This window comes from Candidatus Rhabdochlamydia sp. W815 (assembly GCF_018642185.1).
GTDB classification, from domain to species: Bacteria; Chlamydiota; Chlamydiia; order Chlamydiales; family Rhabdochlamydiaceae; genus Rhabdochlamydia; species Rhabdochlamydia oedothoracis.
The window spans coordinates 1-23,631 of record NZ_JAAVTY010000010.1 but is presented as its reverse complement, the minus strand read 5'-3'; the positions used below and the strand labels follow the sequence as shown (position 1 = coordinate 23,631).

The 23,631-nt window shown below is 35.4% G+C and carries 16 protein-coding genes and 1 tRNA gene; 12 read left to right on the top strand and 5 right to left on the bottom strand.

Features of this window, described 5'->3' with window-relative positions; all coding sequences use genetic code 11:
- Positions 1 to 90 precede the first annotated feature (90 nt).
- Positions 91 to 291 carry a hypothetical protein gene (locus RHOW815_RS01705; protein WP_215216645.1) on the bottom strand — a complete coding sequence of 67 codons (201 nt, stop codon included), beginning with the start codon at positions 289 to 291 and terminating at the stop codon, positions 91 to 93.
- Between the two features lie 36 nt (positions 292 to 327).
- Positions 328 to 10,035 (bottom strand): DUF3638 domain-containing protein, encoded by a 9,708-nt coding sequence (locus tag RHOW815_RS01700; RefSeq protein WP_215216644.1) that lies wholly within the window; start codon positions 10,033 to 10,035, stop codon positions 328 to 330.
- 167 nt (positions 10,036 to 10,202) lie between these two features.
- On the opposite strand from RHOW815_RS01700, the gene RHOW815_RS01695 reads away from it, so the two are divergent.
- From RHOW815_RS01695 to RHOW815_RS01685, 3 genes are all read left to right on the top strand, one after another.
- On the top strand, positions 10,203 to 10,463 hold the full coding sequence (locus tag RHOW815_RS01695; protein WP_215216643.1) for a hypothetical protein: 261 nt from the start codon (positions 10,203 to 10,205) through the stop codon (positions 10,461 to 10,463).
- A 27-nt stretch (positions 10,464 to 10,490) separates the two neighbouring features.
- Positions 10,491 to 11,423: an RluA family pseudouridine synthase gene (locus tag RHOW815_RS01690; protein WP_215216642.1), complete on the top strand. Its 933-nt coding sequence runs from the start codon at positions 10,491 to 10,493 to the stop codon at positions 11,421 to 11,423.
- A 95-nt stretch (positions 11,424 to 11,518) separates the two neighbouring features.
- Positions 11,519 to 11,761 (top strand): KH domain-containing protein, encoded by a 243-nt coding sequence (locus RHOW815_RS01685; RefSeq protein ID WP_194844732.1) that lies wholly within the window; start codon positions 11,519 to 11,521, stop codon positions 11,759 to 11,761.
- A gap of 15 nt (positions 11,762 to 11,776) precedes the next feature.
- Here the strand turns inward: RHOW815_RS01685 and RHOW815_RS01680 are convergent, their stop codons facing one another.
- The 3 genes from RHOW815_RS01680 to RHOW815_RS01670 all read right to left on the bottom strand — a co-directional run bounded on the left by RHOW815_RS01680 (position 11,777) and on the right by RHOW815_RS01670 (position 16,302).
- Positions 11,777 to 14,440 carry a hypothetical protein gene (locus tag RHOW815_RS01680; RefSeq protein ID WP_215216641.1) on the bottom strand — a complete coding sequence of 888 codons (2,664 nt, stop codon included), beginning with the start codon at positions 14,438 to 14,440 and terminating at the stop codon, positions 11,777 to 11,779.
- A 28-nt stretch (positions 14,441 to 14,468) separates the two neighbouring features.
- Positions 14,469 to 14,541 (bottom strand) — tRNA-Arg (locus RHOW815_RS01675).
- 153 nt (positions 14,542 to 14,694) lie between these two features.
- Positions 14,695 to 16,302 carry a secretin GspD/PilQ domain-containing protein gene (locus RHOW815_RS01670; protein ID WP_215216640.1) on the bottom strand — a complete coding sequence of 536 codons (1,608 nt, stop codon included), beginning with the start codon at positions 16,300 to 16,302 and terminating at the stop codon, positions 14,695 to 14,697.
- A gap of 179 nt (positions 16,303 to 16,481) precedes the next feature.
- On the opposite strand from RHOW815_RS01670, the gene dapB reads away from it, so the two are divergent.
- From dapB to ndk, 9 genes are all read left to right on the top strand, one after another.
- Positions 16,482 to 17,228 carry a 4-hydroxy-tetrahydrodipicolinate reductase gene (gene dapB, locus RHOW815_RS01665; protein ID WP_215216639.1) on the top strand — a complete coding sequence of 249 codons (747 nt, stop codon included), beginning with the start codon at positions 16,482 to 16,484 and terminating at the stop codon, positions 17,226 to 17,228.
- Positions 17,229 to 17,772: 544 nt separating this feature from the next.
- A complete protein-coding gene (locus RHOW815_RS01660) occupies positions 17,773 to 18,255 on the top strand; it encodes a hypothetical protein (protein WP_215216638.1) in 483 nt (160 codons plus the stop codon).
- Positions 18,233 to 18,457 (top strand): hypothetical protein, encoded by a 225-nt coding sequence (locus RHOW815_RS01655; RefSeq protein ID WP_215216637.1) that lies wholly within the window; start codon positions 18,233 to 18,235, stop codon positions 18,455 to 18,457. The genes RHOW815_RS01660 and RHOW815_RS01655 overlap by 23 nt, the downstream gene beginning before the upstream one ends.
- On the top strand, positions 18,447 to 19,268 hold the full coding sequence (locus RHOW815_RS01650; RefSeq protein WP_215216636.1) for a hypothetical protein: 822 nt from the start codon (positions 18,447 to 18,449) through the stop codon (positions 19,266 to 19,268). The genes RHOW815_RS01655 and RHOW815_RS01650 overlap by 11 nt, the downstream gene beginning before the upstream one ends.
- Positions 19,255 to 20,088, top strand: coding sequence for a 3-deoxy-8-phosphooctulonate synthase (kdsA, locus tag RHOW815_RS01645; protein WP_245397516.1), 834 nt, complete (start codon positions 19,255 to 19,257; stop codon positions 20,086 to 20,088). The genes RHOW815_RS01650 and kdsA overlap by 14 nt, the downstream gene beginning before the upstream one ends.
- Positions 20,082 to 20,675, top strand: a complete 594-nt coding sequence (locus tag RHOW815_RS01640) for a hypothetical protein (protein ID WP_215216635.1) — start codon at positions 20,082 to 20,084, stop codon at positions 20,673 to 20,675. Before kdsA ends, RHOW815_RS01640 begins: the two co-directional genes overlap by 7 nt.
- Before the next feature lie 4 nt (positions 20,676 to 20,679).
- Positions 20,680 to 22,122 (top strand): hypothetical protein, encoded by a 1,443-nt coding sequence (locus RHOW815_RS01635; RefSeq protein ID WP_215216634.1) that lies wholly within the window; start codon positions 20,680 to 20,682, stop codon positions 22,120 to 22,122.
- 58 nt (positions 22,123 to 22,180) lie between these two features.
- Positions 22,181 to 22,912 carry an LPS export ABC transporter ATP-binding protein gene (gene lptB, locus RHOW815_RS01630; RefSeq protein ID WP_215216646.1) on the top strand — a complete coding sequence of 244 codons (732 nt, stop codon included), beginning with the start codon at positions 22,181 to 22,183 and terminating at the stop codon, positions 22,910 to 22,912.
- Positions 22,913 to 23,007: 95 nt separating this feature from the next.
- The gene (ndk, locus tag RHOW815_RS01625; RefSeq protein ID WP_215216633.1) at positions 23,008 to 23,433 is read left to right on the top strand and encodes a nucleoside-diphosphate kinase; all 426 of its coding nucleotides are present in this window, start codon (positions 23,008 to 23,010) and stop codon (positions 23,431 to 23,433) included.
- Positions 23,434 to 23,631 lie beyond the last annotated feature (198 nt).

Below are 23,631 nucleotides of genomic sequence, written 5' to 3'. Positions count from 1 at the left end.
GTGTTTGATTGTTAAAAATCACAATAGAGATTCTTTCATCGCCTGCCTATTCTTTTTTTAATTCTTCTGTGCACTTCAAACTTGAAAAGACTATACATAAATCCCAGAAACATATGCTAGCACACGCAAACTACCTAAAGCTCCTCCTTTTAATAACATGAAAGTTCCCGAATGCTCTTTGTATTTATGCTTGAATTGTGCCTCATTTAAATGCTTATAGTGCTGCTCTGGAATTTGGGTACTTTGCTCAGGTTTGAGAGCTGAATATTGGTTTGTAGTAAGATATTGCACAAGATAGGCTGGAATAGCCCGAATTTGCTCTTTCTTCTATATATATTTTAGTTGTTCATTATCTAAGTGTAGTAGAATTTCTCGTATGTCATTTTCCTGTAAAAGAGCTTTCAACTGTGCTTTAGACAGCTCTTTTAATTGAGAAGGAAGAATATTCTTTGCTTGATACAACTGACAAATGCGTTGTCCATCAATCTTTTGTAAAAGCCTCTTTTCTAGATACTGTATCTTTTCATCAGGAAGATTCCTAATCTGACTTAAGGCTAAATGACACAATTGCTGGGGAAGCAATGAACCAAGTTGTCTTTGATGAACTTGCTGAATTTGCTCAGGCGTAGTTAAAAAACGAATCTGCGAGTCTAAGAGATGTCGGACTTGGTTTGCAGTAACTGCTTGTATTTGGGCAGGATCTAAACATTGTATTAAATCCGGTTCTTGCAAATAGCAGATCTTTTCAGCACTTAAAAATGGAATGTACTCTTTATCCCCTATAGAAAGAGCGCTAATTTCCTGATTTGTCAAATGCTCAACCTTTTCTCGTCTCTTTCTTTTGTCTAAAAGGTGTTGTTGAGATTTTAATCGATTGTCTTTAGAGCTTTCTTCTAATACATGTTGTAGTAAATAACAAAAAATGACCTTTTGCTTTGGATCTCGAATTGTTTTAAGGTTAAGAAACCGCGTTTTAAGCTCCGTATTTTTTTCAGTAATCAGTCTTTTTGTGAGATCTGTATGCTCTGCTAGATATGACATATCGCCATTGAAAAAATTGATAAACCAAAGAGTTTTCTCTACCCAATCAGTATCCTCTAATAGTTCTTGTCGTATATTCAGGGGACTACCGTCCTTTAAAGCCGGAGATAACTTGTCCCCGTTTGGAAGAATCAGCCACATATTTTCTCGAGAGGTAGCAGCTAAATACTCTTTAAAAGTCCTAGCCTCTTTGATGGAAAGAATAATTGCATGCATTTTTCCCTGTTCTTTGACAATTGCAACTTGGTGAGCAGGTTTTTGCGTATGTGAAAAGACAGAATTAAGGCTATAAGAAGTAAATACAGCATTCTCTGTAATTAGAATTTCTTGCTCTTCAAACACTTGATAATAAGGTCTGTGATGAGGGTAGCTTTGAATAAAATCAGATAACCGGTATGTGTTTGGCATACCTAAAGTTATGCTTTTATTAGTTTGTTTCTCATCTAAACCCACAAACAAAGACATTGGGATTTTAGAAGAATTCTTGTTACAGAAATCGTTGAAAAATGCAATAACTTTTTCTAACCAATCGGTATGCACTAATGGCTCTTGTAGTGCACTTAAGAAATCTTTACCTTGAAAAAGTACAGGTATTTTATTATTATTCAGCACAACCCATCTTATGTTATCAGGATGATTAGCTAAATACTCTTTAAAAGCACTAGCCTCTTTGACAGAAAGAATAATTGCATATGTTCTTGCTTGTTCTTTAATAACTACAACCTGATCTTCATTTGTAAAGACAGTATCTTGATTAATCTCAATAGCAGCATTTCTTGTCATAAAAATTTCTTGTTCTTCAAAAATCTCACGATAGGTCTCAAAGGAAGGGTTCTGTTTAGTAATAAAATCAGTTATACGGAAACGAATTCTCTCCTGTAGACAGCGACGAAATCCTTTTTTAGGTAGATTCTTTGTTATTTGCAAGAAACCATTTAGCGCAATAGCATCAAATTCCCATGTAGATTCTGGCCTTGGTTCATCTATATCTTTACATTGATAAGCCTCTAACTCTGTTTCAACTTCGGTATCGACTTCTAATTCTGTTTCTTGTTCTAGCTCAACTTCTTGCTCTTTTCCTAATTCAGACAGTGTTATTTCAATTGAGTCCGGCAAAAACTTGCAATTGGAAGCTCTTTGTATAACTTGAGTAAGTTCCCCTGCTACTACGTTTTGTAAGTGAATGTCTGGTTGAATTTGCTTCCAATATTGTAAACGTTGTTGTTTGTAGTTTTCAAGAGCTTGCTGAGTAACTTCTTTTTGCAATAGATTCCCGTATTGTTTAAAAGGATCTATCTCAGAATTGTGCAAGAAAAGCATCTGATACTTTTTAAAATATGCAATCATCTCATCGGGATCGCTAGTATCAAGTATTTGATCCCAAGCACTTTTACATAACACATGATCAATCTCATGCAGAAAAGTACGATAGGTTTCCTTAGCTTTCCTTTCTGCTTGATTGATAAGCGAAGGATTAAGAATAGCATTTTCAAAAGTAGGTTTATCTTGAACGTTTAGTTGTTTAATTGTATTTTCATGAATTACGTATTCAATATCTTGACCTTTAAGGAACCCACGCGCACGTAACATTCCTTGTAACAAGTCTCTTAAGATAATTGAAGCATCGCTAGAAAGCAGGTTTACCGCATTTTGTATTTGAGGCAGATCCGTGGCTTCACAGTGGCATTCATCGTAGTAAATAAAAGTAGATCTTGGATCAATGTTCTGTTTTTTTAAATCCTCAACACGCGTACTTCCAATCACAATAGGAACAAGATTTCCCCTTTTAAGCGCCATTAGTGTATTAGAAGACCCTGCCTGAGCAGAAGGTCGGCCAAAAAAGAGAACACATTCAATCCGAGAACCTTCTTCAAAATATTTTAAGATTTGCTTAGCTGTATACAAATTATCGTAATCTTTGAATAGTCCAGCTACATCAATGAAGGCAGTGACTTGATCTTTGCGAGGGTTATTTTCCAGGCAAACCTTTAGTATCTTTTGAACTTCTGTGTTTTGAATGACATGGATTACCTGTGGATTTTTTTCTGCTTTCTGGTACGCTACATCTACAATTCTTCCCTCTGTTCCTGCATCTAATAAAATATTTTCAGCAAGATCTTTAGGATAACACGAACTATTCCAAGGGGTACCAGAAAACCCTGTAACCGAAGCAAACTGTGCAACAAGATGAGAAGCATTGCTATTGAGATAAGAAGAATGGTAGCTAATCAAAGAAGCTACCAGCTCAGCTTCTACTTGTAAAATCTTATTAGGATTGCTATTAATATTTTCTACAGCCCTATCTAAACGATTTTTATCCTTTATATCCGTAAGAGAAACCGCAGCAATTGTAAAAAATTTTATTGCTTCTTGAGTCTGTTCAAACGGTGTTCCAGTGTACAATTCATTAGCTTGGGCCCCTTGATATGCTTTTTCTGCATATGGCCTTACTAAATCTACGCTCAGTTTCTGTGATAGCGCTGTTTGAAACTGATACGCTAAAGCTTCCCAAGGATTGCCAAATTGTGTGGTTGAAGGTGAATTAACCCCTTTATAGGGAACCACTTTACCTAAATCTTGTGTATTTGAGCGTCCGTAATGACGGTTGGTATCTTTAGTTAACGTCAAAGGGAGAATTTCGGTACATTGTGCCTTGATCCAAGCTATTAAAGCTGCGGCGTCTCTTTCCACACTCTCTGCAGAAGATGCATATTCCCTAAGCAATGTTAAAAAGCGGCTCTCCTCTGTAGTCTGATTTGAACTGTTTATTTTTCCTTGTACATAATGTAGAAAGCTTAGACGATTCTCTTCTGATAAAAGTAAAAGACTCTTGCAAGACGTAAACAATTCTTCTGCAATTACAGGCAGTACTTGTTCGTAGTAATCTTCTGTTTTCATAAAAGACTGCGCATTCTGCAATAAACCGACAAAATCAGCGATGGTCTGGCTTTGATTCACTATCTTATGCTGGCTTACCAGCAGCTCGAATATCTTTACTGCACATTCAATATACATAGGGTCAATCTGCTTTTTTTCTCCCAATGTAAAATTCACCTCTTGCATGGGGTTAAGCTGCAAGTCGCACTCGTCGAATATTGCATGGCCAGAACTGCGAAAAATTTTTACGATATCGCGCAAGATATGTATTTTTTCTAAGTCTTGTGCTTTGTATAAGGAGCTTTGCAACTCCAGAGCAAAAGATTGAATGGTTTCCTTTTTGATCAACACTGCCCACCTTTTCTTTTGCACTTCTACAAGGTTTTGATACACCTCTTGTAATTTCGATGAGCAAAAGTCAGAGCGAGTAGCATCAATTGGAATAAGTTCCTGAAAAAAGTATGTATGCTGCGTTGTTTTTAAATTGTTGCGCAAAGTGTCAAATTGAGTAGCAGGAGGAACAAAAACCGCTAATCTATTAGGTTTAGCGAGAATAACGAGTAAAATAGAAGCTAATACACTTGTTTTCCCTCCTCCCATAATTAATTGCGTGATAAGGTTTTTACATTCACCTGTTTCAGAAATTGCTGTCATCTCAAAAATGAGCTTCGCTTGATTTTGACGCACTCGAATTTTAGCTTGATACTCATAGACTAATAATACACGGCTCTGCCCAGGATCATAAGACATCTCTTCTGTTAGAACAGTATACAGCTCCTGTTCAATAGACGCAGACTCTTCCGTCTTTTGCAAATTCTCGAGCAATATAAGCGCTCTTTCTACTTGGCACTGTTTTGTGCTCTCTAGCATAAACCTTTGCAGTAAACAATCGAGCTTTTGTATTTCTTGTACACTCAAATAAGGATTTAATACTGAGTATTCGTTAGCATCTCCGCGTAAAAAAGCACAAATAAGTTGTTTTAAATGCACTGGGGCCTTAAACCGACTTGTTTCCAAAAGAGTGTTGTATAAAACAGTTTCCTTAGGTTTTGTGTTTGCTAACTCTAAGATGCTTTGTTCCTGCGATCGCAACAGGTCTGGATGCCGAAATTCCTGCAATGCGGTAAACAGATTTTCTATTTCTGACTTCTTTAATCTAAATTCTTTAATACCTTGATTAAGTAAAGCCCCTGCTTCTAGATCTGCGCGAAAATCTTTGTACTGCTGCTCAATAGCTTGTTTGTATTGCTCTTTTTCCTTTCCCAATACTACCTCTAAAGAATGGCCCCCAATGTATTGGGTTGTATTGAGCTGGTCAAAGTACCTAGCAGCTAGATGGGAAAGATTAAGACAACGATCTTTTAGTTCTATATTAGACAGAACAAGCGACTCTTCTATTTTTATCTGAGAAGAAGATAAGAAGAGCTGAAGAGGTTTTAGATGTTTGTATTTAAAAACAGACTCTTCTGCTGACGTTTGAAAAGCAGGTTTTGGATTACACTGTTCTTTCTCATACTTCTTTATATAATTTTTTAGTAATTGCTGTAGTTCTAAAGAATCTAAATCAGGAGCTAATTCTGGGTACTTTAAAGCAAAGTGCATAATTTGATAGAATTGGTCTTTTTGATTGCTAAGATCAATAGATGTAAAATGTAAGCGGGTAGAGATACGCAATTTCTCTTTTCTACACTTGTTAGCACGTGCTAATTGGTAAAATTTTTTATAAAGATCTGCACACTGCGTTCTATAATTGCATAACCATTCAAAAAAACAGGCGATTGACCAATTTAAAAAATTTGTATCAGATAACAATGCTTTTTCTTTCCACTCTGTAAGGGGAAGATCTGGATGGACAAAAAACCCTGCTTTCCAAGTTTGTAGCAAACTACCAATAGGACATTGATCAGTAAAGAAATTAAAACAATAGGCTTTTTCTTCATCAGAAAGCTTAACAGTACTGTCGACATTAGATACTCTTTGCTTGTAAGAGTGAAAATTTTCTATAAGTTTTTTATAAAGAAATAGATCTTCTTTGATGGTTTTCTCTTTGTCTGTCGATCGCAATAAAAATAACGCTTTGAAATATATTGCACAGGCAGAAGGGTGCCCATCTGCAATAAGAAGACAGTTGTATAAGATAGCAGAGGATATCTCGGATAAAAGATCTGCTCGTCTTATTTGATGTAAATATTGCACTGCTTTCACATACTCTTTTTGCGCTAAGTATAAGTAGGTCAAAAGCAATGTGCCTTCTACATTTATAGCAGAAATATGCCTCTCATTTAGTTCAAACTCCAGATAAATGATGTTTTTTTCCTCTTTAAGCAGATCTAAACAGATTTTTTCCGAAAAAAACTTCTTACTTTGTTCAATTTGTTGAACTGGGATTAACACTTTCTGTTTATCGCGTTTTGTATCTTCTAAAATAAGATAATTTTCTATACACCCCACTAGTTTTGGAATGTGCTGTGCAATGGTAAACCCTTTTTCTCCCTCTAAGTGAGCCTTTTGTCCTGACTTATCAAATGTAAAACACAGCTCTTTTTTTTGTAGGGAACGAAGCCTTGGCACATGAACACGAGTGTACTTTTCATTCTCATCCCGAAATATAAGACACTCGTCTCTTGATTCTATTTTACTTAGAGACACCAAGCAGCCTTCTAAGGGGTCCTCTGGGCATAAGATGCGCTCTTGTTGCATGCTCTCTATTTGTAGTAAAACAAATTTGCCGGATGCAGACCCTTCACTGCTTGCATTTTCTGTAGATACTTTGGCGGTGAGTTGGTTATCTGCATTAAAAATCAGCATTTCACTGCGTTCTGCCGAGTGCCAGTGCAAATGATCTCGAACAAGAACACGGGGGAGCTTTGTCTTAATAAGATCCGTTTTAGGAATGTACTGATACCAATTTCCATCGATATTGCGTTCGATACTACAATCACTTGTTGAAGTAGACACCCAACTTGTTTCGTCATTCTTATCTTCAAATATCTGGATACGTATCCCTCCCTTTTCTGGACATGAAAAATGGTAATAGCCTTCTAACTTGTGGATAGTAAAAGCCTTGTCCCCAAATAAATCTTGATATTTTTGTTTGCTAAGCAATTCTTTTGTCGAAGCACTTTCTATAAGGCTACTTCCATTTGCAATTTGCGTTGTTAATAGGTTGAGTGTCCAAGTCTTCCCTTCTAGACACTCAATCGTGTACACAGGAAATTTTCCAAAAGATTGCAAATCGGTATCTTCTGAAATATTTGCTATCTCGAGAGTCTGAAGAACCTTACTCATAATTTGCTTTATTTGTTCTGGTTTCAATTTTTCAATGCAATGAACTATTCGACGAATAAATATGTTGGCTTGGTTTTCAAAATAAGGTAACCGTCTTTCTAGTACATGAGAACGGTTATAGAAAAACCAACTGGGAATAATTTCCTCTAGCTGCTGCATAGAAGCATTGGGAAGATACGCATATTGCATCATGCGATGTAAGTGTAAACAAGCTCTGTCCTCTACGCTGAGCTTTACGCTTTCTAACCAACCATTTACTTGATCTTGGCTAGATGGCAACTTTATTATAGGTAACTGAAGTTCTTGGCAAACTTGGTTCATCCGGTAGAGCAACCGCACAAAGAATAGGTAGGCAAAAAAATGATCTGGTTCTTCCGAGCTCTCTTTAGAAAATTGCTTGAGCCCTTTTACAATAAACTGGGTACACTGCTCTATAAAAAGGGACTTGGTTTGCACTTCTTGAAAAAGAGGGACTTCATCACCTACTTGCTTAAAAAAAAGTATGTCAAATAGAACTTGTTTATTTAAATCAGTCAGCTCTTCTATGTGCTCTTGAAAATAGTAGAGCAATTTCTGAGGTTGTAAAGAAGGTTCACATTTAGTAGTTTCTAGCTGTTTTCGATAGTACGGGTGTTCTTTTTGCAGTCGAAGCTCAGACTCTGCGTGCTGAGAAAAAATGTCGAGCTCTTTCACCAAATTTTGTATTTGATCTTTAGAAGTTAGCAGATGAAAGTAAATAGTAGGGTCTGATTTCCAATCATCTATCCCTTTCGCCTGCCAACAAGGGAAACAACATTTTATTGAACCAGTAATTTTTAAACTGATCTCGCATTGATAGCTCTTAAATTTTACTGTGCTTATCTTACCCTTACAGATCACACCTCTACAAGAAAACTGCTGGGCTATGTAGGAAATATTTCGTAAAAAAGCTACGTGTTGTGTCTCATTACACTCTGCTAACCACGCATTATCTGTAAGCAAAACAGACTCTTCTGCTAATTTTAAAGAAATTTTCCGATATTTTGCTTGCAGGGTAATAGCTCTTTCTCTAAGCTGGTCTTGCAAATCAGGGTTTTGTTGAATGAGTTGTTTGAAAAGCTCAGTTTCTGGCAAATCACCTTTTATACAGGAGTCGTGGACTTTTAAAAAATCAAACAATTGCTGTTTAACTTTATTAGTAGCTGCAAAGTAGGTAACAATTTCTTGTCTTCTTTGCTGTTCTCTGGGCTCAAAACAGATAAAAAAATTCTGATCGAAAAAGAATCTCTGCTCCTGACCAAAAAACGCATTCCAAATTCCATAGTCTGCCAGCTTTGCTAATTGCTGTTGGTCTATCCTTAAAGCTAAGCAGTACGCAATAGCAAATAAGCTAAGTGCTGTATTCTGCTGATTTGGGAAACAAGGAGGGTTACTCAAACAGAGATCTCCATAAAGCTCTATTAATGTTTGGATGGAAGAAAGGCTATTGTATAAATCTTCTTGAGGAAGATTTTGCCAGATATCGTTTTTAGGGTCTGGGTTAGGAATTGGTAAAGCTCTTACAAAGTTTTCAATTTGAAAAATTTTGGAATCTCTATCTAGTAAAAGAGGTATATGATTAAGTACAATTGTGCTATTTGGTAAAAAACCACTCGGCTCAATAGAAGAAAAAAGCTTAGGGGACTCACTGTTTATTGAAGATAGTAGTGCTTTAGCACTAGGACGCATGGCAACAAAAGAATAAAGCTTATATTCGTAAAGCCTTTCGTTCTTATATTCTTGTTTTGGCTTAAAGGCTTTGCTATTTGCTAAATGCTCTAACCGATCTAAAACCTCTTTTAAAGCGTTACAAACACCAGCAGTTTTTTCTTGAGAATGCTCGTCATAGAGTTTTGCTGCCGCTCGCAGCAAATTAGTTGTTGCTTCCTTTATAAGGATACAGCTCTCTAAATCAGGCCTCTCTTCACATTTTTTTAAAAAAAGAGCAAGAGTCAATAACTTAAGCTCAAAAATATATTTCTTATAAAGAATAGAGTCACAAAAGGTTTGCAAAACAAATGCCTGTAGTACCCTCCAGGAACATGTTCCTGAGTACTGCCCTTTGATAAAGGGTGAAAAGTCCTCTTTTGCAAGAACAAGTTTGTGGACAAGGTGGCCAAATCCTTTTTCATACAACGATGTGATATTTTTTTCTTCTAAATCATCAAGATTTTGTAGTTTTGCAAGATATTGAAAAAAAGAAGAATCTTGCCTAGAGTTTTGGGGAGAAAGATCTAGCTCTTCTGGAAGAACACCTTCAAATTTTATCGCTGCCTGGTAAAAAGATATTCCGTTTCTTTGAACTCGAGGATGATATTGGATCCCTTCCCCTGTATTGTACAGATAAATATCGTAGGTATTATCTGTCTTTTTATAGAATTCATATAATACCGCATGTCCTCCTGATAAATCTTGGTACCCTCCATCTACTAATAAAGATTCTCCAGGGGGCAACTCTCTAACTTTCCTTTCTGTTTCTTTAGCTGATATGCAGGATACTAGAGAATCAAGAGCTCTACATATCAGCTCTTTTGTATAGTTAGGAATATCGAGCACATCTAAACAACTTCTAAGGTATTTGGCATTCTCAGCGAGGCTTCCCCCTTCCAATAAGGTTCCTTTAATAGCATGATCTAAATGAATATGTGCAAAGAGTTTTTTGCTGATGTTTTTAAGACCCTCTCTATCCTGATGAGCGTCCACACGTGCAATAAGCTCTTCTATTAAAGAAGAAGAATCTGTTTTTGTATTTAAAGAATTTTCAATACAATTATTATTTAAGTTTGAATTAATATTTAATCTTACCGTCATAAAAACGCTCTTTAATAACTTTTAAATAGATTACTTTAAATTAAAAATTGTTTAAAATCAAGAATAAGATTTTTTTAAATTAGAAATCATTAGTAGTGTTTTTACTATTTATTTTAGTTTGAGTAAATATTTAGAATTTCTTATCCTAAAAGAAAAAGCGAGCATTTATGACAGAACAACTCCCTCCTATACCTCCATCTGGACAGCACCCGATTAAACCAAAAGAAGCTAATTCTAGTCATCAGCAAGACGTCACAGCTCTTTGGCAAAAATTTCTCTCGCAAGGAGAAAATATTGCTACTAAGGAGGAGGCTAAAATATTTATTGGCGGTTTACTAAAGTTTTTTAATGCGCTAGTTGCTAATGAAAGGGCTAGAATATCCAAGGCTAATGAACGTCTGAAACGAGTAATTAAAGGCGAGGAATAAAACTCCTTTTTCTGCTATACTCTGCCCATGCTCATAGATAAAATTTATTTCACATCTTCAATAGCAGAATCTCATTTGCGACTGGATTCCTTGCTGCGCCAAAGATTTCCTAAATATTCGCGTAGCTATTTTCAGTTTTTAATTAAACAGGGTTATGTCCTTATTAATGGAAAATCTGTCAAGAAAAGAGAGAAATTACAACCAGGAGATATAATTGAAGTATCTTTTCAAGTTACCCCTGAAATCGATTTAACTCCTGAACCTATTGATTTAGAGATTCTTTATGAAGATGAACATCTGATTGTCATCAATAAACCCGTTGGAATGGTTGTCTATCCTGCCCCTGGTCATTACAGAGGGACCTTTGTCAATGCTCTTTTGTTTCATTGTAAGCAGATAGACTCTGATGATCCCTTAAGACCTGGCATTGTTCATCGATTGGATAAAGATACTTCTGGGCTCCTAATTGCTGCAAAAACACGTATAGCACATACAGGTTTAACAGATCTATTTGCAAAACGAAAAATAGAAAAGATATACCTAGCCATTTGTATAGGTACGCCAACAGAGGGACTCATCGATGCGCCTATTGCACGTCATCCCTCTCGTCGTAAAGAGATGACCGTGTGCATGCAAGGAAGAGCATCTAAAACCATCTGCCGGGTTTTAGCTCAAAATGGTTCTCTTTCTTTGGTTAAGCTAAAGCTTCTAACCGGTCGCACACACCAATTAAGGGTACACTTAAAACACATAGGCACCCCTATTTTAGGTGATGAAACTTATGGAAATGCTGCTATTAATAAAAAATTTTCTACTAAAAGACAACTTTTACATGCCTATTTTATAAATTTTTTTCACCCTATTACTCAGCAAATTCTCTCGCTAACAGCTTCTATTCCAGAAGACTTAAGAAAAGTTATTGAACTAGTTGATCCTCAAAGAGAAAAAAAATCTATCTAGCTTAGAATTCTCTCTTTTCGTTATCATGAAATGTAAAGTAAGTTTCCTTTTTTCTTCTCTTACTTATTTTCTGCGTTTCATATGAGGATCGAACCATGAAAGAGTTTGTTGAATACATCGTCAAGAACCTTGTTGATCTCCCCCAAGAAGTTCAAATTAATGAAATTATGGGCCAAAGCTCCTTGATTATAGAGATAGCTGTAGCAAAATCAGATATCGGAAAAATTATTGGCAAAAAAGGTAAAACGATTAATGCGATTCGGGATCTGCTTAAATCTGTAGCCAGTCGCAATCAAATTCGTATTACCCTTGAAATCATTGAAGAAGAAGATAAATAAAGCATTTGGGCTAGATCATTCAATCAGTCTAGGAAGGCAAGGGGAAACCATAGCCTTTCTAGAATTGATTGAGCCTGCAGGAAATTTCAGAACCGCAATAGGCAAAGATCCTTTATTATTTATCTCTTTTTTAGTAATTAAAAAAAAGCTTTCAGCAAAAATTTGTTCATATGCTTTAGCTGTATCTCCATAAAAGCAAACAGCAAGATCCCATTTTATAAGAGCTGGACAAGAACGAAAAGCATTTAAAAAGCTTTTTAAATGCTCAATCGATTGCTCGGTAAAAGGGATCCAAATCCATAATTCATCTAAATGACTATCCTTAGTTTCCTTTCCTGAAAACAGATTATCTGCTCCTGCAATCGTACTAATCATTTGCAAATGTAAATCTACTTCTGGATGATCAGACCAATAATCAAATAGCATTTTATACCACTGTTCTTGCAAAGTAGCGACGTGTTTAGAAAAAGAAGGGTAATTACGAGTAAATATTTTTGTCTGTCCTACTCGAGCACAACCATTTTGTTCTTTTGTATCAACAAATATAGAAGATGGTTTGCCTTTAATACAAAGTCTGACATTTTTCTCTACGTTTTCTTCTTTAGCTTTATAGATTTTATAATAGATGGAATAGACATCGCGATTCTGTAAAATTCTCTTTGTTGCTAAAGAAACAAAATTCTCTTCTGTATAAATATCATCAAAGATGATGACTTCTACCTCTTCTTTTAAAATAAGCGATTTTAGACGATTAATTAGGGATGCGACACATTCAATATCTCTTCGAGAAACTTTGGTTAATAAGTCAGTATCTTCAAAAATAGCATATAAAAAATGGAAGTACTCTATAATTTCTCGTGTAGAATCAATAAAGTATGTATTTTTTTGCTCACAAGCGTTTTCCTTTTGCAATAACCGTTGCAAAATCCTTCGATCGCTAGCAGAATACAAAGAAGATGACTTCTCTTTTATTTGGCTTTTGATTTGTTGTAGATTTATACCCCCAGTACCATATTTGTCATTGATAGCAAAGCTCAGCTCTGCGCATAACACATTACAAGATTGTGCATCTGCAATGACTGCTAAAGGCGCAGATAGGGTTTGTAGATTGCTCTTATGATGATCTATTACACTAATCACTTCAAAGTAGGCTGGAATCTTTGTTTCTTCTCGATTGCAAAAATCCCGTAGAGAAACCGTACCAAGAATATTTTTATGCAAATCACTGGCATAAATCACTCCTAGAGGAATCACCTTGCCATTCGAATCAGCCATTGTTACTGTCAAATAGGGATAATTATTCATTTTACTACGAATCTCTTCTACTTCTGCTCGATAATTCACGTGTTGAGGAACATACCCAAACACATGGATTTTAATATTTAGAGCAACATCTAGTCTTTCCATAAATGCACGAATGCTTTGAATAGAACGATCTAGGCTCTTAATCATCTTTTCCAAAGCTAAAAAGATTCTAGGACGATTTTCGATTAAAAACCCAGAAGCATCAAAAAGAGAGGATTTGTTTAAAGAAGCAATTAATTCTAAGAATTGAGCAAATTCTAATAAATCATGCGTCTTCATAGCTTCTGCAAATTCTTGAAAAGTGCAACTTAAGCCTTTTTTTACACCAAGCACTTTGTGAAGATAAGCACGTGCGTGCTTTTTTTGCCCTTCTGTAAACTCTCGAGCAGTCTGACAATCTTCTATTTTTGTCATTAAGACGGCATTAATGAACTTTGGTAAATCTTTTAAAGAAAGATCTTTTTTAGCAAAAAGAGAAACCAATTTCACATGTAGATCATTTTCGAACCAGCGCAGGCAATTATTTAGCAAAATAATGACCTGTCTTACCCCCTCTACATCATAATGGCGCCAATCTCCTAAATAATACCCCTGTTCATCGACAAGTACAATCGCATGAGGGCGATGTTCATGATCAAATAGAGAAATGGACTCTGTTGTTAATTGTCTTGTTAAAGAGTTTTGAGTAACCAGATCAATTCCTGATAACGCAAGAGTGGTTCGATGTTTAGCTAAATGAACAAAAGCCTTCTTACCAAGCATTTGATCAAATAAGACATCAATCTCAACTTGAAAGCTAGGAGGTCCTCCTGGAACATTCCATATATGTAACCCATTTCCTACCCTTGCTGCAAATGCATCTACCCACCCCCAGAAAGAAGCAATTGCTGTATCTAGATCAGGCGAGCCATGTGCTGTTACAAAGTGCGAGCCTTCATATACCCTATTCATTCCAATAGGAAAAAAAGACTGATATTCTTCTCGCGGGATCCATTTACCTGCAATTTTTGCACGCAAACCATAGTTTTCATGAATGCTAATCCCAGAAAATTGGTTTAACCATAGTTCAAAATGAAAAAAGGCATAATTATCCAAAAGGGTCAAAGCGTTAATTGCTTCAATATAATCCAATACAGCGGGTAATAAAAAACAGGGAGTTTCTTCTTTATGGATAAGCTCATAAAGAGTTGAATTAATCCGTTCGCTTTTTTTGCGATCATTGAGTTTTTGGAATTCAGCCGAACGAAATTTTCTTAAGATAGTACCTAATTGATCAAACTTCTTAGGAGAATTTGCAAAATCTCCCAGATATTGCTGTTCTGATTTTTTAGATTTTGAGCGAATCAGACTTTTGGAGTCGGATTTTTTTTTCATATATTGATATTAACCAGTAAAAATCAAATGGGCTGAGCAGGATTCGAACCTGCGACCACCCGCTTAGAAGGCGGGTGCTCTATCCGCTGAGCTATCAACCCAAAGTTTGTTGTAAAGATCTCTATCTTAGTTGATTTTAAAAGATTTGACAAGATGCAATATTAAAACCTTAAGTTTTTCTATAGAAAGAATAATCTACAAAGGGAATGAGATAACCTATCAGGCTTACGTTTAAATTACAAGAGCTTTAAGATTTACTCACCTTCTATAGGATTAACTAACTCTATCCCTTCTATAAAATCTTGGCTTATTGCCTGATTTTCAAAAATTTTTTCCTGTTTTTCTGTCAATTTACAGTACTCTTCAAAAGAACGAATGATATAAGGACGTACAAAAATGACAATGTTGCGCTTTTCATCTGATTTAAGCGTTCTACTAAACATAGCTCCAACTACGGGAAGCCCACCTAAACAAGGTACTCCTGTTTTATGTTGTGATTTTGCATTGCGAATCATCCCACTCACTATTAAAAAATGTTGGTCTGGTACATGAGCATGTGTTGACATATTCGTTTTTGTCGTTCTAATTCCATTTGCAGTATTTTGCGTATGCATAACGTTCTGATCTAAGCTTTCTGTAATTTCCTGATGGATTTCTAATGAAATAATTTCATCCTCACCTAAACGAGGAGTGATACTTAGACTCACTCCTATATCTCGATATTCCACATTTGCCGTTAATTGCTGACTTTGACCAACTGTCTGCACCACGGACCCTGTAAAGGGAATGTTATCTCCCACAAAAATAGTAGAGTTTTTGTTATCTTGCGTAATGATCTTCTGATTAAGCACAATTGTGCTACTGCCATCTGATTGTAAAGCAGATACCAAAGTGCCTAAAGAGAGAAAGGATTTACCTTTGTGCATAATGATATCGCCAATAACCCCTAGATTAAACCCGGGAACTAGAGGAAGTTGCGATAAGCCAGTTGGAGGATTAGTAGGACTAATGCTTTGGACAGTATTGGCAAAAGATCCTGCTGTTAAATGCGCAGGAGAAAAGTTGCCTACCCCTACTCCCAACCTATTTTGGTATTGAGCCCCTGTTGACCATTGCAGGCCAAAATCCATACCTTTCTTTGTGTCTGTTTCAATAACCAAAACCTCAATAAATACTTGACGCAGAGGAGTATCTAAACTATCAATTAATTTACGTAAACTATAAAGCGTTTCAGGATCACCAGAACAGAGTAGAGAATTTGTCGCTTTGACCCATTGTAGAGATTGAATAGCATTCACTAATTTAATGGGAGCATTTGATTGATTGCGCATATCTACAGCAATCTTCTTTAATGATTGTTCCAGTTCCATTCCAGAGTGATACTGCACTTTATACACAAAAAAATCATACCCTTCTTTTAAACCTGGTATCTGAGGAATAGAATTAAATGCTGTTAAATCTGAAGCATCTAAAGACACTTTATGATGACCATCTTTTTGCTCATCATACCGTTTAATGACATGATAATCAGATTCTTTTTTTACAAATAAGCCATGAAAGTGCAATAATTCGATCAATGCTTGTAATACTTGCTTAGAAGACATCGCTTTCCCCATACAAAGAGAAATAGCAAATCCTAAATCATTATTACTGAAAATAAAATTTTCTCCGGAAATTTTACTAACAAAACGAATAAACTCAATAATAGGAATATCATTGAAATTAATCGAGTGATGTCCTTCGGTTTTCAACAGCATTTCTTCTTTCTGTTCTTCAGAAGATAAACAAGAGTTGCTGACTAAACATCCAACTAAGCCACTGCACCACAGAAAATATAATAATTGTTTGATTTTTTTTGTCATAAAGCACGGTTTTAAAGCTTAAATAGTATATAAATACAGCTGTTTTTAGAATAGAGAATTTCAAAGAAATCAGAAGGCTTTTGGTTTATTTTTTTTCATATAAACTAATTAGATCCCAAAAATAGCAAAAGCAATATACTTCTTGTGAAAAAAAATCTCCGTAAAAGACAGGGAACATTATGCTTATTGGGTTATCATTACTCGGCGCAACGGGAAAGATGGGAAAAAGCATTCTTGCTTTAGCAGCCAATCAGCCTAACTACAAAGTAGTTATGGGAACATCAAGAAAGTACTTAAAAAGACCTACTCCACAAAAAATAACAAATGTGGATATTAACATGACAAGCTCTGCTAAACTAGCTATTCACGCCTCAGATATCGCTATTGATGTCTCTTCTAAATACACGATTCTTCATCATTTAAAATATGCAAAGCAATTTTCTAAACCTCTTGTCATAGGAACAACTGGACATAGCATAGAAACACAAAAAAAAATCGAAGATACAGCCCAATATATTCCCATATTCTATACTCCTAATTTTAGCCCGGGTATTTCTCTTTTATTACAGCTAGTTGAATGTATAAAAACGTCTAGATTTAGCAAAAATTGCTGCATTGATATTGTGGAAACCCATCATATGCATAAAAAAGATTTGCCTAGTGGCACCGCTATTGCTCTTGCTAAAGCTACAGGCAAAGAGATTGCAGAAGATGCAACAACAAAAAGCAACTCCTCTCAAGTTCGCATTCATGCTATACGCAGCGGTGAAGTGATCGGAGAGCATCAAGTCATCTTTGAATATGGTAATGAACAAATAAAATTGATCCATCAAGCACACTCTCGCGACGTATTTGCACAAGGAGCCCTTGCTGCAGCTGCATTTTTAATCGATAAAAAACCAGGTCTCTATTCTGGTTTAATTTAAAATTTTGACAAATTTTCCTTCAAGAAACTTAAAAAGCAAATTTTTAGACAGCAAGAACACGAATACTTTGCTGACTCCTACATTCCTACCCCCTAGCGTATATTTTTGGAATTAGCTAAGAGCCTGTTTAAAATCTTCTCATTATACCTTAATGAGAAGATTTTAAACAGGCTCTTAATGAAAAAGGAGCCAGAATCATTTTTTATCTCTCAATTATCAAGCAAAACTTCATGCGTTGGCCCTGGTGGGAATGTAGGCAACATAAATGTAAAATCTCAATAGGTTATTATTTGTTGTAATAAAAACCTATATCCCCTTATGCAGGGTAGGAAGCCTATCTAATAGATCAAAAAACATTAGCTCTTTCTTGGAAATAGCTTTAAATCCTACCAAAAAAAGTAGTATTTTTAGATTTAGTTTGCTTATAAAATATTTTAAAACTAATAATTGCCAGAGTAGCCAAAAGACTACAAGAGATTTCTTGTAATTATTTTTGGTAACACCTAAAGATTTTGATCTATCTTTTACATAGGAGAAAAATGACATGAAAAATTTAGTAAAATTATTTGGTTTAAGTATTGTTTTATCTATTGCTGGTTTAAACGCTTTTGAAAACCCTTCTGAAAAAACTTACGTTGATTCAGAAGATATTACTTTTGAAAACGGAATTATCTATTTACAATTAGAAAACGGCACTTTAAAGCCAGTAACCGCTGTCTATTCAGATGAAAAAGGTGTATATGTTTTGGATCAAGACGAAGATCAAAGCACAGAGCCAGAAGTTGTATGCACACCAGAAGTTGTATGCACACAAGATAATCAAGACGAAGATCAAAGCACAGAGCCAGAAGTTGTATGCACACAAGATAATCAAGACGATTTAGATCAAGCTACCAAAGAAGAAATTTTATGTGCTCAAAATACCTATCGCGAACTCTTAGCTGGCTATGAGTGTTCTAATTGTAGTTGCATTAATCCACGTTACAGAAAAACTTGTAAAGACTGTGGAGCAACTATTATTCATTAAAATCCAAAAATCCCAGCATTTCCATAAATGCTGGGGCAATAAAAAATCTTATGAAGAAATCTCTTTATCCATTACAAATAAAGGCCCTGCTGCTCTGGTTTTCTCTAGCTGGATTGGCTTTTTGTTTTTTTCAAAAAAAATTACCCGTTTTAAAAAAAGAAAATTTCTTAATGGAGGCCCTGTTGCAAAGTATGATATTTGAACAGGGTTTTGGTTATACTTTATTCGGAAATAAACCTGTATCTTTAGCAGAATATTTTCTCAATCCCTCCTTTAACACTATTTTTTTTAGCAAAAAAAATTCCTTCTTTCCCATTGTTGAGGCTTGGTCTCTATTAGAAAAAAATGTCCTTTGTCACCTGCAAGGAAATTATATCCTGCTTAAACAAGTAGACCGTACAAAAAATTCCTCTACTTTTCAGGTAATTATCATAAATAAATTTAGTTTCTTACAAACAGTTACTAAGTATCTAGATTTATTCTGCAAATTGCTTGAGAAAAAAATAGACCCAAAAGAATTATTAGATGAAGTGATTCTCAACCAAAGAAGTTTATGGGACATCCTCAAAGGTAATCGGGCTCTTTATGGAATTATTTTAGGATATGGGGAAAAAAACTCTTTAGCTTTTAAAAGAAGATGGGAATTGGGACAAGTATTTAGCTGTAACTGTCAAAACTCGCTAATCACTCCTCCTTTCTATCCAAAACCTTCAAGAGGATTCTCCTCATCAGAAGAAGAGTATCGTTATTTTGAAGAGCAACAGGGTTTTTTTGATATACAAACCAGCTCCCTTTCTCCTCTTAATCCCCCTTGTTTTATGATTATGAAAGACATTGATATAGAAACAAAGTTACTTGCAAAAAAATATAAAGAGACCTTTAAGCAACTAATTGAGATTTATGCTGAAGGAGATTTTTGGTCTATTACTCTAGATCATCTAATGCAAAAAGATGCTTCCACATTGAACAAAACTTCCAATAGTTGCATACTTGTCAAGTATGAAAACAATTAAGATTAAAAAATTTTGCATTGGCAAAAACCAACCTTTAACAATCATTTGTGGTCCCTGTGTAATAGAGTCTGAAGACCACGCTCTTTTTTGTGCTGAGTACTTAATGAATATATTTAAAGGTTTTCCTGAGCTTAATTTCATTTTCAAATCAAGCTACGACAAAGCAAACCGCTCTGCCCATAGTTCTTTTCGAGGGCCTGGAATACAAAAAGGTTTAGAGATTTTAGCAAAAATCCAACAAACATTCGATCTTCCTGTTTTAACAGATATTCATTCTTCTGAAGAAGCTGTTGAAGCTGCTAAAGTTGTTGAAATTATTCAAATTCCCGCTTTTCTTTGCCGTCAAACCGACTTGATTGTAGCTGCTGCTCAAACAGGAGCTATTTTGAATATCAAAAAAGGACAGTTCATGTCTCCTTGGGACATGCAAAATGTGATTAATAAAATTCTCATTTCTGGCAACGATCAGATTATTCTAACCGATCGAGGAACGAGTTTTGGATATAATAATCTTGTAAGTGATATGCGAGCTATTCCCATTATGCAAGAGATGGGTTATCCTGCTTGTTACGATGCTTCCCATTCTGTACAGCTTCCAGGAGGACTGGGAAATGCTTCTGGCGGACAACGTCAGTTTATCCCTCCTCTTGCACAAGCTGCTATTGCAGCAGGTGCTAATTGCTTATTTATTGAAGCGCACCCTAATCCCATAGAAGCTAAAAGCGATAAAGAATCCGTTTTGGCTTTTGATATGCTTCCTAAGCTTCTTGCCACGGTTTCTCAAATTTATCAAATTGTGCAAAAGTGTGAACCATGTTAAAGCAAGCAACTTCTATCGGATGTATGCTCCTTGTAACTACAACGCTTGTATGGGGTTGGTTTTTCTTAAGAGTACGCCCTGCAGATAGATCTAAAGTTCTTAACCTTTTAGAAAGACAAATCCAATCCAAGACGGATTTTTTATCTGCTAATCAAACACGTTTAAAAGTTACTAAAGATATTTGGCTAACTCAAGATGACAATAGTAGATTACATCATAGAATTGCAAGCAAGTCCTCTTTACTTGTTTTAAAACCCAATAAAGGGAAATTAAAACTCATCGAAGAATTAGATCAGATTAATTACTTGATGCAAGAGCGTATCTACTATAGTAATGGACTTGCTATGCAACAAGTGCGTTTATTAGAAGCTAACTCTGGCGAATATCACTTTTCGGAAAAACAACTCCTGTCTCAAGGGGTTAGCATCTCGGTATATAAATTAAATACACACACCCTTCCTCAAGAAATGCTTTCAACATCGCCCATTTTTTCAGGAAATGCCGAAAATATCTCCCTGATTACATCGGGTAAAACTCCTGAGCTTCAGGCAAAAGGATTTATAGCACACATATATCCTAAGGATTAAATACATGCTTTATTTAACCGCTTTATTTCTGCTTACAACACCTCTTAATACTCAAAATTGTGGCCGGGTTTCTTCTGAAAATGCCTCTTATGATGGACAAGATCTTATTCTCTCAGGACATGTCGTTATTGATCATATTTTAGGGAAAATGCAAGCCAGAAAAGCCCTCTTAAAAAGACAGGAAAAAACCCATTTCCCATTCAACCAGATTGAGCTTGATCAAGAGGTTTTAATTCTACTAAAAGAGCATGGACGAATAACAGCTAATCGGGCGGATTTTGACCTACAAAAAAATCAAGGCATTTTAAGCTCTGATCAAGAACAAAATGTTACATACCAAGATATGATCTACGATAAAAGGGACAAACTAATCCCTTTTACCATAGAAGGACGCACTTTAGAACTTAAGTTATTATCAAAAGAAGAAAAGAACAGAGAATACCTAATCGATTCAATTTGCGCAGAGAAAAATGTGGCTATTTCTTATGCGAATGCTTTTTTTTTAACAGCTGCAAAAGCTACCTATAACCAGCTAGGTCTAATCAATCAATGGAAAGGATGTATCTCGGCATATGGACAGGATGCGAATACTAGCTGCTGTCTAACTCATGAACAAGATGTGGTATATGCAAAACAAATTGATATAAACCTTATCGATTCTTATCTGCAATTATTTTGTGCTAAAGGGATATTGCAAAGCTTTTTATCACCTAAAGCGGAAAAGAGTTCTCTTCATTTTTCTACAGATTCTCTTCATTGGAATAATCTAGAAAAAAAGCTGCTATTTAAAGGTTCAACTCAAATTGAAGAACAAGACCTTGGTATAATACATACGCAAGATGAGTTAACCATCAAAAATTGCATGGTTAATAACAAGATGGTTTTTCAAACCTTAGATGCAAAAGGACATACAGTTATGACCTGCAAAGATCTAAAAGGGCGCAATCATCGTATAGAATCGCACGGAAGGCTTTATATTGATCAAAATAAATTACAGGCCTGGATTGAAAGCCCTCAAGATCAAGAGGGCCATATACAAAATCAATTATACTACGAAACAGAAGACCTCAATATGTTTTCAGATAGGGCTCAATTAGATTACATCAACATAAATCAGCATGTAAAACCCTCATCCATTGTCCTAAAAGAACATATTCGCCTATTTTCTAAAGATCCAGACAAACCAGTTCAACTAGCAATTGCTGATAAAATGAGTTACTCTTTGGACACCCATTCCATTATCTTATCTGCTCATCCTGGAAAAAAGGTGCTTTTTTGGGATGTTTTGCAAGAATTGAGAATTAGCGCATCTGAAGTACATATAACCACAGACTGCTTGACCCAAGAAAAAGTCATTAAAGGAATTGGCAGAGTACAGTTTGCCTTCAGCAAAGAAGAGCAAACCCAATTCAACCAACACTTTCCACAATTTGCATCTCATGAATAATTTAATCCCTTCTCTACAAATAAACATTGCCGATATTTCCTTCAAAAAAACTGCTTCCATAAAACCTCCTATCTTATTTGAAGCAAAAAGTTTAAGAAAAAGCTATAGAAATAAAACTGTTGTCCATGACATTAGTTTAGAAGTAGGTGTAGGCGAAGTAGTGGGACTATTAGGACCTAATGGAGCTGGTAAAACCACAGCTTTTTATTTAATTACAGGACTCATTAATCCTGATAGGGGGCAATTTTTTTTTAAAGGACAAGAAATCAGTCATCTTCCTATTCATCAACGCGCTAAGATGGGCATGGGCTACCTCTCACAGGAACCTTCCATATTCCGCCAGCTTACAGTCGAAGAAAATTTGCTATGTATTTTAGAAACATTACCTATAAAAGCTCAAGAAAGAGCAAATCGTTTAAAAAATTTACTAGAAGAGTTGCATCTGACTCCTTTAGCTAAAAAGAAAGCTTTAACCCTTTCTGGTGGAGAAAGAAGACGTTTAGAAATTACTAGATCTCTCATTACTCAGCCCTGTTTCTTATTGTTAGATGAACCTTTTGCTAATATCGATCCCATTGCAGTGCATGATTTAAAGCTGATGATTCGACATCTTCAAAATAAAGGAATTAGTATATTGATTACAGATCATAATGCCCGTGAAATTTTTTCTATTGTAAATCGTAGCTATCTTATTCAAGAAGGCAGAGTCTTGTTATCAGGAACAGTTGATGATTTATTAAAAAACAAGGAAGCAAGAACAAATTATTTTGGAGAGCACTTTAAGCTATAGCTATCTACATTTATGTAATTAATATTTTATTAATGAGATTAATTGGTGAATTTTCTATAATTAGATGATATTTAACCTATTGTAGGAGATTGTATATGTCGCATGAACAAACACTTTCCATTATTAAACCAGATGCCGTTGCGGATAATAAAATTGGAGAGATTTTTTCCTATTTTGAAAAAGCTGGATTAGAAATTGTAGGGATTAAAATGCAACGTCTTACTGCAGAACAAGCAAAAGCCTTCTACGCAGTACATGCTCATCGACCCTTTTTCCAAGAATTGATTCAATTTATGACAGAAGGCCCTATTGTAGCATTTGTAGTAGAAGGTGAAAATGCTATTAATCGCACACGTGAACTCATGGGAGCTACAAATCCTAAAGAAGCAGCTCTTGGAACTATTCGAAGAGATCTTGGCTCTTCTATAGAACGCAATGCCATTCACGGTTCTGATACTTCAGAGAATGCGAAAACAGAGATTTCTTTCTTCTTTCAACCACAAGCAATTTTTATCCATTAATGTGTAATAGACAAGAATTAAATTGACACTTAATGGTAAATAGCAAAGAAAAACAGCTTTTGCAACTAAGGCATCATGCCTTAGTTGCAAAAGCAGAACCAAAGTGGTAATTTATGAATATAGCAATAGAGAGAAAAGTGATAAAAAATAAACTAGGCCTTTTAAAATTAGCAAAAACGCTAGGAAATGTATCTCAAG

Coding starts and splice junctions, on each gene's coding strand:
- RHOW815_RS01650 (WP_215216636.1), top strand. CDS start 18,447: ATGATATTTGAACAGGGTTTTGGTTATACTTTATTCGGAAATAAACCT.
- RHOW815_RS01660 (WP_215216638.1), top strand. CDS start 17,773: ATGAAAAATTTAGTAAAATTATTTGGTTTAAGTATTGTTTTATCTATT.
- RHOW815_RS01685 (WP_194844732.1), top strand. CDS start 11,519: ATGAAAGAGTTTGTTGAATACATCGTCAAGAACCTTGTTGATCTCCCC.
- kdsA (WP_245397516.1), top strand. CDS start 19,255: ATGAAAACAATTAAGATTAAAAAATTTTGCATTGGCAAAAACCAACCT.
- RHOW815_RS01670 (WP_215216640.1), bottom strand. CDS start 16,302: ATGACAAAAAAAATCAAACAATTATTATATTTTCTGTGGTGCAGTGGC.
- ndk (WP_215216633.1), top strand. CDS start 23,008: ATGTCGCATGAACAAACACTTTCCATTATTAAACCAGATGCCGTTGCG.
- RHOW815_RS01700 (WP_215216644.1), bottom strand. CDS start 10,035: ATGACGGTAAGATTAAATATTAATTCAAACTTAAATAATAATTGTATT.
- RHOW815_RS01695 (WP_215216643.1), top strand. CDS start 10,203: ATGACAGAACAACTCCCTCCTATACCTCCATCTGGACAGCACCCGATT.
- RHOW815_RS01680 (WP_215216641.1), bottom strand. CDS start 14,440: ATGAAAAAAAAATCCGACTCCAAAAGTCTGATTCGCTCAAAATCTAAA.
- RHOW815_RS01640 (WP_215216635.1), top strand. CDS start 20,082: ATGTTAAAGCAAGCAACTTCTATCGGATGTATGCTCCTTGTAACTACA.
- dapB (WP_215216639.1), top strand. CDS start 16,482: ATGCTTATTGGGTTATCATTACTCGGCGCAACGGGAAAGATGGGAAAA.
- RHOW815_RS01690 (WP_215216642.1), top strand. CDS start 10,491: ATGCTCATAGATAAAATTTATTTCACATCTTCAATAGCAGAATCTCAT.
- RHOW815_RS01635 (WP_215216634.1), top strand. CDS start 20,680: ATGCTTTATTTAACCGCTTTATTTCTGCTTACAACACCTCTTAATACT.